Below are 16,636 nucleotides of genomic sequence, written 5' to 3' on the forward strand. Positions count from 1 at the left end.
GATAGCGCCTTCAAGACCGCCATCGCTGGCAAGCCAGCTCCCACAAGGGGGCGTCTCAACTCAGGGAAATCATCAACGGGTCGACACGGGGCGCTTGACCCACACTGGCGACAGGTTGCTGCCGGAGCCGGTGACATACAGCACCGCTGCCTCACCACGTTCCAGGGCCACCGGCTTCACGTCGCCAACCTTCTTGTCGCCGTCGTACAGCGCCAGGCTGACCTTCACCGGGTTGATCTCGCGCTCGCCACGGCCCTTGGCGGCCACGGCCTTGACCACGTCGGTCTTGCCGTCGGCGGTCTTGAGGGTCAGGGCCTTGTCGCTGAGGTTCTGCACGCGCACCAGGGATTTCTGCTTGTTCTTGAACGGCGGTTCTTCGATCAGTTGCGGCTGGCCAGTGCTGCTGTTGACCAGGGTGTAGTAGTGATCGGCGGCCAGCTTGACCGTGACGTTCTGGCTACCGACCTTGGCGCTGTAGTCGCCGCCCGGCAGGAAGCTGAAGTCGCTGCTGGCCAGCGGTGCCACATCGCTCAACGCAGTGTTACCGACGCTGGCGCTCACTTCTTGGTTGCTGGCGTTGAACAGGCGCACGAAGCTGGAGCCTTTTGGCGCAACGGGGCCGTAGAGGGCGGCGTCACCGGCGAAGACGGACATGGATACGAAGCTCATGCCGGCAGCCAGGGCCAGGGTCTTGGCGAGACGACGCGGATTAGTAGTGAAAGTCATGTGAGTTACCTCTCTTTCAGTTTTGCGCCCGGTCGGGCGTCTCGGATTTTTCGGTTTTAACAGGGGTGTTGCTTGCCATGTTCTGTTGGCGCGTACCGGCGTGTTTGAGCTGCGCGACCCACTTGGGGTCGGCCTCGCCGATTTCGTTGTTCACCGGTAGATAGCGTTCAGGAAACTCCCAGATCAGCACTTGCGGCGGGCTGTTCTTGAAGTCAGCGCTTTTCAGGTAGCTGAGCATCGGCAGGATCGGGCCGTGGCCGTCTTCGGAGTAGTTCACCACTTCGCTGCCCAGGGCTTGCTTCAGGGCACCGACGAAGTTCCAGTTGGGGTTGGCGCTGTAGCTGGTGCCCACCAGGGCCACCGGCATTTCGCTGTCGGCAAACAGCGCGTCGTCGCCTGCGGCCTGGGCCTGCACCGCGTGGGTCACGCGTTTTTGCAGGGGCTCCTTGGGCGGCATCAGGTTTTCGAACAACGGGTCCAGGGGCAGGAACAGGCGCAGGTCACCGCTGTGGGGGGCGGTGCCCTCGGCGTCGGTGACAAAACGCTGGGGTTCGCCGCTGAGCAGGGTCTTGGCGTTGATCACACGGGCCAATTGCTTGGCGGCAACTTCGGCGCCATCCGGGGTCCAGTGGGTGTCGGTGCGCAGGAACACTTGCTGGCCATGGAGCTTGGCCTGTTGCAGCGGGCCCAGCAGGTCGGGGGCGAGGATCTTGTCGGCGGCCACCCGGGCATGGAAGTCCTGGTAGAGCCCGGCATGAATGCTCGCCGGCTGCACTTCACCCAGGTGCTCGGGGTACAGGCGCACCTTGGCCGGGACAATCGCCATGACCAACTGCACGCCCTTGGCCTTGAGGGTCTGGCGCACGCCTTCGACCAGGGCGTAGTTGTCTTGCAGGTTCTGCTCTTCGTTGACGGCGGGGTTGAACTCTTCGTCGCTGTACAGCCAGTGATCGCGACCCAGCACCACGCCGGGGCGGCCTTCGTTGAACAGCTTGTAGTCCAGCGCCGCCCAGAGGTTGGTGCCCAGGCGCTTGATCGGGAACTCATCGTCGTAATGGGTTTCGACCGCCTTGGCCCAGCGCCCGTTGAGCACGGTGGCGTCGGCGTTGGTATTGAAACCGAAGAAACTGCGCACCGACCACGCGCCCAGGGCCATGAGCAGGGCCATGAACAGCGCGGCGTAGAGGATGCGGAATGAACGGGTCATGGTCGGCTCCCTCAGAATTGGAAGTAAAGGAACGGCGAGAAGCTTTGCGCCGAGAGTTTGAGAATCGACGCCACGAACAGCAGCAGGATCAGGGCGCGCATGGCGTAGCGTGGCCAGTCGGCGGTCCAGTAGGCCGGTTGCACGGCGGCGTTGCTGCCGACGCTGAAACCGGGCTCCTGGATGCTGCCGGGGTTATCCCCAGGCACTGCCTTGATCAGGCTCGGATCAGCCGGCCTGGCCTTGTCGGCCGGGCGATTGCTGTAGAAGTCGCGCAGGCCGAAGAACGCCAGCGTGGCGTAGGCCACCACCATGGTTGCCACTTGCAGGCCCGTCAGGTTGGCGCGGTTGAGTTCCGACAGCGACCACTCGCCAAAGCTGAACATCGCGCCGTACATGCGCCCGGCGACGTGCAGGTTTTCGGCACGGAAGATCACCCAGCCCATCACCACCAGCAGGAAGGTGAAGGCCCAGCGCACCGGGTTGAAGCTGCGTGGCGAGGTATTGAGGCCGATGGCTTTTTCAATCGCCAGCCACATGCCGTGCCAGGCGCCCCAGACGATGTAGGTGATGTTCGCGCCGTGCCACAGGCCACCCAGCAGCATGGTCAGGAACAGGTTGCGATAGGTGGTCAGCGTGCCTTTGCGGTTGCCGCCCAGGGTGATGTACAGGTAATCACGCAGCCAGGTGGACAGGCTGATATGCCAGCGCCGCCAGAACTCGGTGATCGACTGGCTGATATACGGCTGCTTGAAGTTCTCCATAAAGCGGAAGCCCATCATCAAGCCCAGGCCGATGGCCATGTCGCTGTAGCCGGAGAAGTCGAAGTACAGCTGTGCGGTATACGCCAGCGCGCCTAGCCAGGCGTCACCGGTGGTGGGGTTTTGCAGGGCAAAGCAATGATCGGCCACCACCGCCAGGGTGTCGGCGATAAACACCTTCTTGATAAAACCCTGCATGAACCGCGTGCAGCCCTCGGAGAATTTATCCAGGGTGTGGGTACGGTTGTTGAACTGGTCGGCCAGGTCGCGAAAACGCAGCACGGGGCCGGCAATCAGGTGCGGGAAGATCGCCACGAACGCCGCAAAGTCGATGAGGTTGCGGGTGGCCGGGGTATCGCCGCGGTACACGTCGATGATGTAGCTGATGGACTCGAAGATGTAGAACGAAATCCCGATCGGCAACAGCACATGGGTCAGGATAAACGGCTCCAGGCCCGCCGATTTCATCATCAGGTTGATGCTGTCGACACCAAAGTTGGCGTACTTGAAGTAGCCGAGGATGCACAGGTCGACCGCCACGCCGAGCAGCAGCCAGCGCTGGGCCGGTTTGGTGCGCACGCCCGCGGCACCGACCTTGAGGCCGATCCAGTAGTTCCACAGGGTCACGGCGGCGAACAGCGCCAGGAAGTCCACTCGCCACCAGGCGTAGAACACGTAGCTGGCAATCAGCAGCAGCAGATTGCGATAGCGTTGCCCGCTCAAATAGTACAAGCCGAGAAAGATCGGCAAGAACAGAAACAGGAACACATTGGACGAGAAAACCATCCCGATCTCTCCATGTTTAACCAACAGTCAAGGGCCAACGGCCCCCCCAAACCCCCCACGAAAAACCGGGGAGGGTGGTACTACATTTGCACTGACGAAACGGGGTCTCTGTGGGAGCTGGCTTGCCTGCGATAACGGTGTGTCAGTTGAAATCAATGCTGAATGTCAGACCGCTATCGCGGGCAAGCCCGCTCCCACATGTGTAACCCGTTCCATCAACTGCCTTTTTCATGCGCCGGGTCGTAGACCTTGGTCAGGTCGCCACCCAGGCGGAAGGTCTTGAACGGCTGCATCTTGTGCTTGCGCTCCAGTACCTCCGGGGCGCAGGTGTAGAGGGTGCAGAAGGGCTCGAGCCAGGCGAATTTCGAGTCCTGCTCCAGATCCTGCATGTCCTGTTCCTTGCCGTTCTTCTGCTCGAACAGCTGCGGATCCTTGACCCCGGCCAGCACCTTGTCGCCCAGGCGCTTGAGCGCGCCGTTGTTTTCCGGGCGTACATCCACGCCGTTGACCAGGGCGAAACTGGCGATCATCGCCAGTGGCGGCAGCGCATAGTTGTGGTAGGCCAAGGCCCGTTGCTGGCGCTTGAGTTCATTGGGCAGGTAGCCCTGGGCGTCAACCTGGTTGGCGCCGACCTTGTATTCCTTCACTGCCCAATCGAACAGGTCGCGACGGTTGGTGGCGACGGACGTGGCCATCACCGACCAGGCGGCCCAGTACGAGTGGTTGTTGGTTTTTTCCAGGGGCAGGTTGTCCCAGTCGCTGACCACTTGCTCGGCCAGTTTGTTGAACCAGGCTTCGATCAACTGCGATTGCTGCGGGTACTTGGCCAGCGGTTGCGACTCGGAAAACTTCAGGCGCACATAGGCCGACGCCATGCTGCCCAGCGCCCATTTGCGCATCGACTTGCCGGTGTGGTTGAAGTCCTTGGACATCAATGCATCGGCCTTGGCCCAGCTCACCAGCCAGTTCAACGTGCATTGCAATTGCTCCGGGCGACCGTCGCGCATGAACTGCATCACCCGCTTGCTGGTGTCTTTTTCCAGCTTGGTGATATCGGCGGTGCTGTCGCGAAAGGCTTTTTCCGACTGCACATTCAGGGTCGAGCGGGCTTTGTCGGAGCCTTCGTATTTGCTGCGAAACTGCAGCGAGCCGGTGTAGGGCGTGGGCATGGCGTCGCAGTCGTTCTTGAAGTCGCCGGTCTTGAACGCTTCAATCGGCGCGAAGTAGCCCTGGGGCGGACGCAGCGGTGCGGCGGCGTTGACGTGGCCGGCAAACATCGCCAGGCCGAGCAACGTTGGAATCAATAACTTCTGCATAGGTAACCTCATTGCCCGGCAGAGGCAGTCTGTTGACCACCCGCTGGGAATACGTTGCGTGTGCAAATTTTCGCTTCGACTTTCTGCGCTGCAGCACCCGCTTCGGGGCCCTGCACTTCCACGGCCAGCAGGTTCTGCGAGGCCCAGTCTTCATCGGTGCGCAGTTCAAAGGCGAAACGCCCGTCTGTCTCGGATGTCTCGGGTTTGTCGATCTTGATGTCCTCGTGGCGCCCGTTCATGTACCAGAGGGTGGCTTGCAGGGTTTTCACCGAGGGATCGGCGAAGCGAATGTCGACCTGGTGACGGCTGTTGCGCAGGTCCATGTTCTTGCTGTTGACCATCAACTCGTTCTTGCCCGGCTTGAGGGTGGTGCTGGCGCTCATCTGCGCCGGCTTGCCTTCGCAGCCGTTGTCGAGCAGGGCCATCATCTGGCGGTAGATGGTTTCCTGGTCCAGGCGATACAGCGGCGAGAATTCCCAGATCAGAATCTTCGGTGGGCTTTTCTGGAACTCTTCGCTGCCCAGGTATTGGATCATCGAGCCTTCCAGGCCGCCGCCGGGGAAGGCGACGTTAAGGATGTCGGCACCGATTTCCTGTTCCAGGAAACCTGCGAAGTTGTAGTTCTTGCCGCTGTGGCTGGTGCCCACCAGGGTGATCTGCGGGTTGCCGGAGTCGCCGAACAGGTCGCCGTCCGCCGCTTCGCCCTTGGGCTCGGTGCTGAACTGGTCCATGTACTGGATCGCGTAGCTGGTGCCGCACAGTTGCCCTGCCATGTTGTGCAGGGTGCCGGTCTTGCCCATGCGCCCGGATTTCTTGGTCTCGAATTCGCGCTGGGGGATCCCGGCGAATTCAGGCATGGCGCGCACTTTGGCGCCAACGATTTTCGCAGTGCGCTGGGCGCCATAGGGGGTCCAGTGCTGGTCGCCACGGAAGTAGAAGTCATGGGCCGGCAGTTCGTCCGGTAATTGCTCGTTGGTCAGCGGCGACAGGTCCGGCACCACATAGCCCATCTTGGCAAAACGCCCGAGCATGCTCTTGTAGTTGCCCAGGGCTTTGTCGAAGTCAAAGCGCGCTTTCTCTGCCGGGTTGAGCTTGTTGCGGTTCACCAGGCCACGGGTCGGCTGGTAGACCACCACCAGTTCCACGCCCTTGCTCTTGAACGCGTCGTGCAGTTGCTGCATGCGTTTGTAGCCGGCCGGGGTGGTGTCGAATTCGGTGCGCAGGTCTTCCTGGGTACGGAACAGCCAGTCGCCCTGGGCCTGTACCAGGGTGGTGAAATTCTGCTGGTAGCGGGTGGTGTAGTTCTTTGCGTCGTGAGCCTCGGGGCACAGGTTGCAGCACGGCTCGGCGGTAAAGCTCGGCGCCTTGGCTTCATCGGCGCGCACGCCGCTGCTGGCGGCCAGGATGCCGAGGGTCAAACCCGAGAGGCTGAGCAGCTTGATCATGTGTGGGTGCATAAAGGTCATCCTCAGTCCTGCAATGGGGTCTGGCGTTCGACAGGGTCGATCAGCACGGCTTTTTTCTGGCGTACCAGCAAGTCGAGAATCTCTTCCTGGCGCTCGCCCAGAACGCCGGAGAAGCTGATGCCACTGGATTTGGTCGGCGCGAGCATCGACACGCGGTACAGCTCGATGCTCAGCGGCGAGTCGATGGACAGCGGCCCGCTGCCATTGGCCGCCAGCTCGCCGCCGACCACGATCAGCGAGACCTTGGTGTCGAACGGGTCGAGCTCGATGTCGCGGTCGGTGTCGGTCAGGTCCTTGATATGGCCGTAGACGCCGGTCAGGCCGTTGGCCATGGCGAGGTTCTCGTACAGGCGGATGTTCACGCTGTTACGGATACGAATACCGTGGCGGCGGTTGCTGATCACCTTGTTGCCCCACAGCAGGTTGTCGCCGCTCTCATAGAGGGTGATGCCGTCGGTGTGGTTGCGGTAGATCTCGTTGTCGGCGATCAGGTTGTTCACGCTGTTACGGTCGATCACCAGGCCCGAAAGCTTGTTGTCGTAGCTGCGGTTGTTGAAGATGAAGCTGTCGTTGACCTCACGGGAAATAATGATGCCGTGCTTCTTCTTGGTGCCGTACACAGTGTTGTCGGCAATGATCAGGCCGTGGGAACGGTCGTGGGGGTCGATGCCGTAGACGATGTTGTCTTTGTAGGTGCTGCCCTTGATCACAAAGCCGGTGGTTTCGTAGCAGTAGAAGCCGTACCACATGTCCGAGAACTCGGAATCGACGATCCAGCCGGTGGGCTCCGGGCGCTTGAGGATCTTGGCCATGTTCGGCGTGTACTGGGAAATACTCACGCCATAGGACTTGCTGTTGGCATAGCCGAAGCTGGCCATCTTGCTGTTGACGATGTAGGTCTGGGTGCCGCCCCAGGCCAGCAGGAACGGGCGGAATTCCTTGGGCGAGCGGAAGGTCGCCGGGCCGTTGGTTTTCTCGCGCCAGCCGGTGATCTTGGTGTCGCGCACAAACAGCTGGCCGTCGTTGACCAGGAACGCGCCGGCCTCCTGGGACAGGCGCAGTTCCTGGGTCTGTTGATCGATTTCGAGGATGCCTTTTTCGCCGACCACAATCGGTAGCTTGGCCAGGAACACGCCGGGCGAGGTTTCGCTCAGGTATTGCTTGGGCACTTTCTGGAGCAGGTCCTTGAGGTTCATGTAGCCGTCGTCGATAAAGATCGCCTGGGGAATGCCGTGCTGGCGCACCACCCATTCGGCCATCTTGTTGTCGCCGCCGATAAAGTCCTTGAGGGCGTTTTCCTGCATCATCCGGCGCACGCTGACCTTGCCGGCCTTGCTGCGCACGATTTTCTTCGCCACGGCTTGTGCGGTGTAGCCCGAGAGGTCCGGCAGTGTCGGCTTGGCCAGCTCCAGCGGCGCGGTGGGCGGGCTGGTGATGGTGTAGGTCTTGGCCTGTTGCAGTTCCTTGGCGATGGTGGGCGCCTTGACCTGCGGCTCGACATTGGCAAAGGCCGGGGCGCACGCCAGCAGCATTGCCGCAGCGAGCAGGGCCGAGCCTTTGAGGGCGTGAGGATTCATTGCGCAGGCTCCCATCAGAAACGCCAGATCACATCGACAAAGGCGCGGTGCATGTACGAGTCGACTTGCTTGCCATAGGCGTCGCCCGGTTTGAACACGCCGCCACGAAAGCGCACCAGGGCCGACGGTTCGTCGATCGACTGGCTGAGGGCGGCGGGCAGCAGGCCCTTCTTGAAGTACTTGGTGACCACCAGGTCCATCTCCTGGCCGAGGTCTTTCTTGCCGTCTTCCAAAGGCAGGGAGGCGCTGGACAGCACGGCGCCGGTGACGTCGTCGTAGTTGTTCTGCACCGCGTCGATGCCATTGCTGCCCACCGGCTTGTTACCGTCGACACGCCAGAACTTGTGGTAGACCAGGCTGGCGTCGTAGTCGTCGCGCAACTGCCAGGAACCGAACAGGCTCATGGACTGCATGTTGTTCATCTCGCCGCGAAACGCCTCGCCAAAACGATGCACCCGCGATTGCGTGCCGGTGAAGTTCGAGCGGTTGCTTTGCAGGCCGTTCTGTTCGTAGTCGGCGCTGGCGCGGGCATAGGCCGCACCCACTTGCCACTGCGGGTCGAGGCGCAGGCGCACACCGAGGTCGGTGGCCCAGCCATCCACATCGGTATTGCGCTTGGCGTTGGCCGGGCGGCTGCCGTCGGCGTTCAACGCGTTGACGTTGCTGCGCTCGCCCTGCATGCCGGTGACGCTGGCCCAGTAGTTGACGCTGTTGGTGTTGCGCCAGTTATAGGCGTCGCTGTTGGCCTCCAGGCCGAGCCAGGTCAGGTCGCCGTTCTGGCGCTTGTCCAATGAGTCGGCGGCCACGCCCGGTTGCGGGTAGTCGAGCTTGCCGTCGTCATGGCTGTGATGGCCGCGCACGCCAACCCAGTGGCCCGGGGTCCACTGGTAGGCCGCGTCGGCGTAGAAGTGCTGGCGGTCCTTGTCTTCGGGGGACAGTTCCTTGAGGTCGGTGCGGTACTCGCTGAAGCGCTCGGCGGCGCCGACATTGGCCTTGAGCAGGGTGGTGTCGAAGGTCCAGTTCAGCGCTTCGATATTGGTGTCGCGCCATTGCCCGTCGTCATTGCGCAGGCGTTGGCGGCCCAGCTTGAGGATCTCGCCAGGGTAGGGGGTGAAGCCGCTGTAGCCGACCCAGAACTCGCGCAGGGCCAGGTAGTTCTTCTTGGTCTTGCGGTCGTTGTTGCTCGATTGCTCGGTGGTGTCGCCATCGGACTGTTGCAGGGTGTCGGTCTCGATGATGTCGCTGGACGCCACCGCCTGGCCCATGGCGTAGGCGCTCCACGCGCCGCGCTCACCATAGATCCACGGGCGTACATCCAGACCGATGCCGTTGACGTCGCCGCCGCGCTGGGTGCCGAGGTCGCGGTCATCTTCGGACTGGCCGGTGACTTTCACTTCCAGGCCGAAGTTCTTGTCTTCGGTCAGCGCGGCCAGGGTCGGGCACGACCACAGCAGGGCGAAGGTCAGGCCAATACCGGCCTTGACGAATGGATTGAGTTTCATAGGGTTTCCTCGCCGTCATCTTCTTGCAGGGCGTGCAGTTGCAGCGCGCTTTGGCTCAAGGCGCCACGGGCGGCCAGCTCTTGTTGCAGCAGGCGCTGGCCCTCGGCGCGCTGGGCAGGCGGCAGTTGTTGTTCGAGTTGCGCGGCCAGTTCATTGGCTTGCGGCGTGTTTTGGGCTTTGGCCAGTTGGCTGAACACATAGGCGTTGAGCGGGTCGGGCTGGGTGCCCTTGCCTTGGGAAAACAGCTGGGCGATAGCAAAGTCGGCGCTGTTCTGGCCGTTGCGCGCGGCGGTCAGCAAGTGATCCAGGGCTTTTTGCGGGTAGACCTGGCCCAGGTAGCCACGGCGGTAGATCTGGCCGAGGTAGTAATCGGCGGCCACTTCCCGGCCCTGGGCTTTCTGAAAGTGCGCTTGCGCGGCCTTGGCATCGGCCGGCACCCACTTGCCTTCGTAGTAGAGCTTGCCCAGCAGCAGTTCGGCGCGGGGCTGGTCGGCGGCGCGGCCGTTGTCGAGGTACTTCATCATTTGCTCGACGTCGCCCAGTTCCGGGAAGTCGTAGAGCAGCTGCGCGAGGCTGACCCAGGACGCCGGGTAGCCGGGGGCGATTTTTTCCAGCAGGGCCTGGGCGGTCTTTTCGTCCGTCTTGCCGAGTGACGCATCACCCAGCACACGGGCCACACTGTCGACCCGCTGGGCGCTGACGGTGCCACGGCTGTAGCCGGCTTGCATCTGCTTGAGCAGTTCGGCCTGTGGCTGCGGCTGCTCGCGCTTCTGGTAGACGGTGGCCAGTTCGACGTAGCAGATATCGGTGCTGCTGAGCGCGGCCTTGCAGATTTTTTCGATGTCATCCAGGTGCTGGTCGTAGGTGCCCTGGGTGCGGTACAGCAGCACCTGCGCCAGACCTGCTTCCGGATAGCCGGCGGTGCGCCAGGTATCGATCTGCTGCTGCGCGTTGATGCTGGGGAAATCGTGGGGGTATTGCAGGTACAGCATGGCCAGGGGGATCAGGGTGTTGCCTTCGCCATTGGCAAAGGCTTTTTTCAACAGGCCTTCGGCTTCACGGTGTTCGGCTTCGGTGGCGCCGGGCTTGGCCACCAGCAGGCGGCCGAGACGGGCCTGGGCGCGGGGCGAGATATCGGCGGCCGCGCGGTAGGTGGCTTCGGCTTGCTTGATCTGCGCCGGGTCGCGGCTGCCGACCTGGATATCGGCCAGGCCGACCTGGGCTTCGCTGTAGCCCAGTTCTGCCAGTTGCTGGTAATTCTGTGCGGCGGTGGCGGTGTCGCCACGCTTGAGGGCTTCATTGGCCAGGCGCTGGTCGGGCAGGCCGGCGCAACCGGCCAGTGTGACGGCCAATGCCAGCAGCGCCACAGGTCGCATGGGGGAGCGAGCTTTTGTAGGAGCTGGCTTGCCTGCGATGCGCGCGACTCGGCTTGCCTGCTGCACCGAGTCGATGCTATCGCGGGCAAGCCCGGCTCCCACAGAAGTGGGCTCCCACAAGGGTTGTGTTGTTCTTGAAATAGGGTTCACAGGCAAATCCTCGCTTACAAACCAGCAGCCATGGCTTTATCAATCAGCCAGTTCAGGGACGGGCCACGGTCGCTCGTCACTTCTACCGGGCGGCCGGCATAGGCGCTGTCCAGCGGGGCATCGGGCTTGATCTGCACGCGGATATCCGAGGACAGGTCGGCGCTGTTGAGGCTGGTGCTGCTGACGATGGTGCCGGTGCGGGTCTGTTCCTCATCGGCGACCTGGAAGCTCACCGGGGTGCCTGGGCGCACATCACCGAACTGGCGATAGGAGAAACGCGCCTCGACATTCGCCTGGCTGCCGCGCGGCACCAGTTGGAAGATCACATCACCCTTGCTCGCGTATTGACCGTCGGCCACCAGTTGCTGGGCGACGATGCAATCGCAGGGCGAGGTCAGGGTGCCGGTCATTTGCTTGCCGAACAGCTCTTCGACCTTGGCCGGTTGCAACTGGTCTTCGTCCAGGTGGCCCTTGAGCACATCCAGCATGCTGGTGCTGAAGGTCGCCAATGGCGCGCCTTTGGCGGCAACCCCGTTGTCCTTGATCAGGCTTTGCACGGTGCCGTCGCGGGGCATCGTGACGTTCATGCCTGGCACGCTGACCAGGCCGGCCTGGGCGTGGCTGACGAAGTACATGCCGTACACCGACTTGAACACAAAACCGAATGCCGCCAGGCCCACCAGGAAGATCGCCAGGCTGAAGGTCACGGCGCGCAGGCGGCCAAAGGCGGTCATGCCGCTGCCGCTGTCCTTGACCTTGCGTGCCTTGGTGAAGTTGTCGCGCTGCAAGGTTGCCAGTACATCGCCCATGGTCACGATATCGCCGGACAGGTGCGAAGTGATCAGGTGGCGCAGGGTGGAAATATCCTGGGCATCCAGGTTCTGGAACTGGCAGCCGGTGCGGCCGGTCTGGCGGTCGTGGGAGCGGATCAACAGCTCCACGTCCATCGCCAGGCCGAGGTTGTCGATGACAAATTGCAGGCGCGCCTTATGCACATCGCCAACCTTCAGCGGTTGCTGGGCGGCATTGAAGGCCAGGCCGCCGGCGGACAGGTCGATGACCCGTACTTCCATGGGGGTGCGGTCGGCGCCGAAGAAGCGCAGCTTGGCCGGGATTTTGACCCGGGCGTGTTGGCGCTGGGCTTCGGATTCGTGGACAACATTGGCGTTTACTTGACTGTTCATCAGGGCATTTCCTTAAGTTAATTCAGGCTTGGCAGGGTCAGACCATCATCAGCAACACGGCGACGAAAATGCTGCCGGCGGAGAAGGTCATGGTCCGAGACGACCAGGTGTTGAACCAACGCTGTGCGCTTTCCAAATCACGGGTCAGTTTGGTGTCCTGGCGGGTCCAGGATTGTTGATCGAGGCGGAAGAACACGTAGATCTTCACCAGCGCGCCCATGATCTGGTTGTAATAGAGAATCACCGGGTAGGCGGGGCCGATCTTGTGGCCCGAGCACGACAGCAACAGGGTCAGGATCAGGCGCGTGATACCAATCCACAAAAGGTAAGCGAGGATGAACGCTCCGCCGTACTTGAAGGTGGCGATGATCGCCACGGTCAGGCCGAGCAGGGAGGTCCACATCGACACGCGCTGGTCGAACAGCACCACGCTGGTGAACAGGCCCAGTCGGCCCATACCCAGGCCCAGGGCCCGGGAGTTCTGGCGCAGGTTGTTGCCGTACCAGCGGAACATCAGCTTGCGGCTGGCCTTGATAAAGCTCTTTTCCGGTGGATGCTCGACGGTGTTGATCGCTGCATCGGGCACGTAGAAGGTGTCGTAGCCCAGGCGCATCAGGCTGAACCAGCTGGACTTGTCATCGCCGGTGAGGAACTTGAAGCGGCCCAGGCGCCAGTGTTGCAGCGAGTCGCTTTCCACGTCGGCGATAAAACCGGGGTCGGTGACCACGCTGGCACGGAACACCGACATGCGCCCGGTCATGGTCAGCACGCGCTTGGACAGGGCCATGGAGCACATGTTGATGTGGCGCTGGGCGAAGCGCAGTTTGTGCCACTCGCTCATGATGTAGCCGCCGCGCACTTCGCAGAACTCGTTGGTGGTCAAGCCGCCGACATTGCCGAACAGCTGGAACCACGGCACGGTCTTGCGTACCACGCCTTCGGCGAGCACGGTGTCGCCATCGATCACCGCCACCACGGCGCGGTCGTCCGGCAGGTGGCGGGAGATGGCGCGGAAACCAAAGGCCAGGCCATCGCGCTTGCCGGTGCCGGCGATGCGCACGAAGTCGAGCTTGACGTGAGCCGGTGGGTTCATCTTTTCCCAGAGGCTCTTGACCAGCAGTTCATCGGACATTTCCACCAGCGAGCAGACCACGGTGGTGGGGAAGCCGCACTCGATAGCCTCGCGAATCACCGAGCTGTAGACCTGGGCCGTGGTCAATGCGTCGATGCGAAAGCTGGTGACCATCAGGAATACGTGGGAGGGGTCCGCCGCCTTGCCCAGCTTGCGCACTTTACGCCGCAGGTGCGGGTAGACCACGTACAGGAACAGCATGCCGCGCACAAAGTGCGTAGCGCCCATGGAGTAGCGCCAGATGCCAACGGCGCCAATCAGGAAAATGAAATTCTTCGACTGCGAGTCGAATGTGCTCGCCGGCAACGCCAGGGCCAGGCACATCAACACGCTTAAAAACAACAGCCAACCGGCGGCCTGAAGGAGGCCGTGCTTTAGCCTGTGCATAATCTGCATCCGTCTGGAGTCTCGGGCGAGCCTGTGGGGTGGCCCGATGGGGTTGTGGCAGGCTTGCAGTGGGGCGCCATCGCCGGCGAGCCGGCTCCTACATGACATGCGCGACCTGTAGGAGCCGGCTTGCCGGCGATCAGCGCGCTTACCAGCAAATGCCTTCGGTACGCCCATTGACGCTGGTGGCCTGGGACATGAAGCCCACCAGGTCGATCACTTGCTTACCGTGCGGGGCTTGTTGGGCCAGGGCGCGGAATTTCTCGTCGCGGTTGCCGAGGATGATCACGTCGCTGCTGTTGATCACATCGTCGAAGTCCGAGTTGAGCAGGGACGACACGTGGGGGATCTTGCCTTCGATGTAGTCCTTGTTGGCCCCATGCACACGGGCGTATTCGACGTTGCTGTCGTAGATGCTCAGGTCAAAGCCCTTGCCGATCAGCATTTCCGCCAGTTCCACCAGTGGGCTCTCGCGCAGGTCATCGGTGCCGGCCTTGAAGCTCAGGCCCAGCAGGGCGACTTTGCGCTTGTCGTGGCTGGAGACGATGTCGAAGGCGTTCTGCACCTGGGATTCGTTGCTGCGCATCAGCGAGTTGAGCAGCGGCGCCTCCACATCCAGGGAGCTGGCGCGGTAGGTCAGGGCGCGCACGTCTTTTGGCAGGCACGAGCCGCCGAACGCAAAGCCTGGGCGCATGTAGTACTGGGACAGGTTGAGGGTCTTGTCCTGGCAGACCACTTCCATCACTTCGCGACCATCCACGCCGACCGCCTTGGCGATGTTGCCGATCTCGTTGGCGAAGGTGACCTTGGTGGCGTGCCACACGTTGCAGGTGTACTTGATCATCTCGGCAACGGCGATGTCCTTGCGGATGATCGGAGCGTCGAGTTCTTCGTACAGCGACTGCAGGACGTCGCCCGAGGCTTTGTCCAGTTCGCCGATCACGGTCATCGGTGGCTGGTCGTAGTCGGCGATGGCGGTGGATTCGCGCAGGAACTCCGGGTTGACCGCGACACCGAAGTCGACCCCGGCTTTTTTGCCCGAGCAGTCTTCGAGGATCGGGATCACTACGTTGGCCACGGTGCCGGGCAACACGGTGCTGCGCACCACGATGGTGTGGCGGGTGGTCTTGTCACGCAGGACAAAACCAATCTCGCGGCATACCGCTTCGATGTAGTTGAGTTCCAGGTCGCCGTTTTTCTTGCTCGGCGTGCCCACACAGATCATCGACAGGTCGGTATCGCGGATGGCGTCGGCGAAGTTGGTGGTACCGCGCAACCGGCCGGTGGCAATGCCCTGGCTCAACAGTTCGCCCAGGCCGGGTTCAACGATGGGGGATTTGCCCGCGTTGATCAGGTCGATCTTATCCTTGGAAATATCCACGCCGACCACTTCGTGGCCCCGTGCAGACAGGCAACCGGCACATACTGCACCCACGTAACCCAAACCAAATATGCTGATGCGCATCGCATTTACCTCTATCTTAATCACGCCATTAGATGGCCGGAGTTCATGTTTTCAAGCGTCACTCATGCACTGGGTAATGCCGTGAATAGACACAGCATTGCCATGTACAGGCATGTTAAAAGTCGAGTGACTAACTAATGCACTCAAGTTGTGCGCAACTTGGCCTTGTTGTTGGGGCTTGCCCTGAAATGCAGCCAGCCTTCGGTGAGAAGGGTCTGGCGCCAGTGCCGCAATGCCTTGATATGGACGTGAAGCCCTTATCTATCAATGTCTTGGGTTGTCTCACTGGCCCATTCGGGTAGGCTTAGCCTTGGCCTTGTAGGGGATGGTCATGCAACCTTATCGCCCGCCCTCAACTAAACAGTTGGTAATTAGACCGAAGAGTCATAGTTGTATGTGACAACTTCACTACTTCTTTTGGTCGCTGTGTAAGTCATATCGCACAAGAACAGAGATAATCGTTACCGGTGGTATGAGCGGCCCTGGAAGACATAGTTCCGGGCCGCTCATCCTGTTTCTCGAAATTTCTTGAAATATTAGGAAAGATGGCACTAGTACTATATTGATAGCACTTGCGGATTGGGCTAGTGGTTATAGGGAGTTGGCGCGGGGATATAGTTTTATGCCACTACTGTTTTAAAAAAGTGGTGCCACTACGAAAAAAACTGACGAATGTCGAGTGAAAGAAACGTTAGGAATTCTGAAGAAATATTTTTGACGTCAAATTAATGACGATTTCATTGGGGAAATGCAGATAAAAATGTGGGAGCTGGCAAGCCAGCTCCCACATTGGATTTGCGCTGTATTGGTGACCTATTGCGGTGCGTGGTCGCGCAAAAACACCAGGTTGTCCGGCTTGGACTGTTCGGCACTGAAGCGATAGCCCTGTACGTCGAACTGCTTGAGCTGCGCCGGGTCGTTGATGCGTTCTTCGATGACGAAGCGGCTCATCATGCCCCGGGCTTTCTTGGCGTAGAAGCTGATGATCTTGTACTGGCCGTTCTTCAGGTCCTTGAACTCGGTGTTGATGATCCGCGCGTTGAGGGCCGGGCGCTTGACCGCCGAGAAGTATTCGTTGGAGGCCAGGTTCAACAGCACGTCGTCGCCTTGCTCGGCCAGGGCTTCGTTGAGCCATTCGCTGATGCGTGTGCCCCAGAAGGCGTACAGGTCCTTGCCACGGGCATTGGCCAGCTTGGTGCCCATCTCCAGGCGGTACGGCATCATCAGGTCCAGCGGGCGCAGCAGGCCGTACAGGCCCGAGAGCATGCGCAGGTGATCCTGGGCGTAGGCGAAGTCGGCGTCGTTGAAAGTCTGGGCGTTGAGGCCGGTGTAGACGTCGCCCTTGAAGGCCAGCAGCGCCTGCTTGGCATTGGCCGGGGTGAAGGCGGGGGTCCAACTGCCGAAACGCGCGGCGTTGAGGCCGCCGATCTTGTCGGAAACATGCATCAGTTCACTGATCTGCGCCGGGCTCAGCTCGCGCAACTGCTCGATCAACGCTTGGGAGTGGTCCAGGTATTGCGGCTGGGTAAAGCGCTGGGTCGCAGGCGGGCTCTCGAAATCGAGGGTTTTGGCTGGGGAAATCACCATCAGCATGAAGTCGTCTC

At 61.3% G+C, this 16,636-nt stretch carries 12 protein-coding genes; all 12 read right to left on the minus strand.

The genetic code is table 11. From position 1 onward, the window contains the following. Positions 1–72 precede the first annotated feature (72 nt). The gene (locus HBO19_RS01410) at positions 73–726 is read right to left on the minus strand and encodes an alginate O-acetyltransferase AlgF (protein WP_169954553.1); all 654 of its coding nucleotides are present in this window, start codon (positions 724–726) and stop codon (positions 73–75) included. A gap of 16 nt (positions 727–742) precedes the next feature. Further along, positions 743–1,933 (minus strand): alginate O-acetyltransferase, encoded by a 1,191-nt coding sequence (locus HBO19_RS01415; protein ID WP_170041773.1) that lies wholly within the window; start codon positions 1,931–1,933, stop codon positions 743–745. 11 nt (positions 1,934–1,944) lie between these two features. Continuing rightward, the gene (locus tag HBO19_RS01420) at positions 1,945–3,477 is read right to left on the minus strand and encodes an MBOAT family protein (protein WP_170056767.1); all 1,533 of its coding nucleotides are present in this window, start codon (positions 3,475–3,477) and stop codon (positions 1,945–1,947) included. A 215-nt stretch (positions 3,478–3,692) separates the two neighbouring features. Next, on the minus strand, positions 3,693–4,793 hold the full coding sequence (locus tag HBO19_RS01425) for a mannuronate-specific alginate lyase (protein ID WP_169954550.1): 1,101 nt from the start codon (positions 4,791–4,793) through the stop codon (positions 3,693–3,695). Positions 4,794–4,801: 8 nt separating this feature from the next. After that, entirely contained in the window at positions 4,802–6,250 is a 1,449-nt protein-coding gene (locus HBO19_RS01430; protein ID WP_169954549.1) for an alginate O-acetyltransferase, read from the minus strand. 11 nt (positions 6,251–6,261) lie between these two features. Continuing rightward, positions 6,262–7,851, minus strand: coding sequence for a mannuronan 5-epimerase AlgG (gene algG, locus HBO19_RS01435; RefSeq protein ID WP_170056768.1), 1,590 nt, complete (start codon positions 7,849–7,851; stop codon positions 6,262–6,264). After that, positions 7,851–9,338: an alginate export family protein gene (locus tag HBO19_RS01440; RefSeq protein ID WP_169954547.1), complete on the minus strand. Its 1,488-nt coding sequence runs from the start codon at positions 9,336–9,338 to the stop codon at positions 7,851–7,853. The genes algG and HBO19_RS01440 overlap by 1 nt, the downstream gene beginning before the upstream one ends. Further along, positions 9,335–10,714: an alginate biosynthesis TPR repeat lipoprotein AlgK gene (gene algK / locus HBO19_RS01445; RefSeq protein ID WP_170056769.1), complete on the minus strand. Its 1,380-nt coding sequence runs from the start codon at positions 10,712–10,714 to the stop codon at positions 9,335–9,337. Before algK ends, HBO19_RS01440 begins: the two co-directional genes overlap by 4 nt. A 164-nt stretch (positions 10,715–10,878) precedes the next feature. Further along, positions 10,879–12,048 carry an alginate biosynthesis protein Alg44 gene (locus HBO19_RS01450; RefSeq protein ID WP_169954545.1) on the minus strand — a complete coding sequence of 390 codons (1,170 nt, stop codon included), beginning with the start codon at positions 12,046–12,048 and terminating at the stop codon, positions 10,879–10,881. A 37-nt stretch (positions 12,049–12,085) separates the two neighbouring features. Further along, positions 12,086–13,570 carry a mannuronan synthase gene (gene alg8, locus HBO19_RS01455; RefSeq protein ID WP_169954569.1) on the minus strand — a complete coding sequence of 495 codons (1,485 nt, stop codon included), beginning with the start codon at positions 13,568–13,570 and terminating at the stop codon, positions 12,086–12,088. Positions 13,571–13,715: 145 nt separating this feature from the next. Next, positions 13,716–15,032: a nucleotide sugar dehydrogenase gene (locus HBO19_RS01460; RefSeq protein ID WP_170041778.1), complete on the minus strand. Its 1,317-nt coding sequence runs from the start codon at positions 15,030–15,032 to the stop codon at positions 13,716–13,718. 813 nt (positions 15,033–15,845) lie between these two features. Further along, positions 15,846–16,625 (minus strand): peroxide stress protein YaaA, encoded by a 780-nt coding sequence (gene yaaA / locus HBO19_RS01465; protein WP_170056770.1) that lies wholly within the window; start codon positions 16,623–16,625, stop codon positions 15,846–15,848. Positions 16,626–16,636 lie beyond the last annotated feature (11 nt).

Source organism: Pseudomonas sp. WS 5021, assembly GCF_012985535.1.
In the GTDB taxonomy this organism is placed as follows: domain Bacteria; phylum Pseudomonadota; class Gammaproteobacteria; order Pseudomonadales; family Pseudomonadaceae; genus Aquipseudomonas.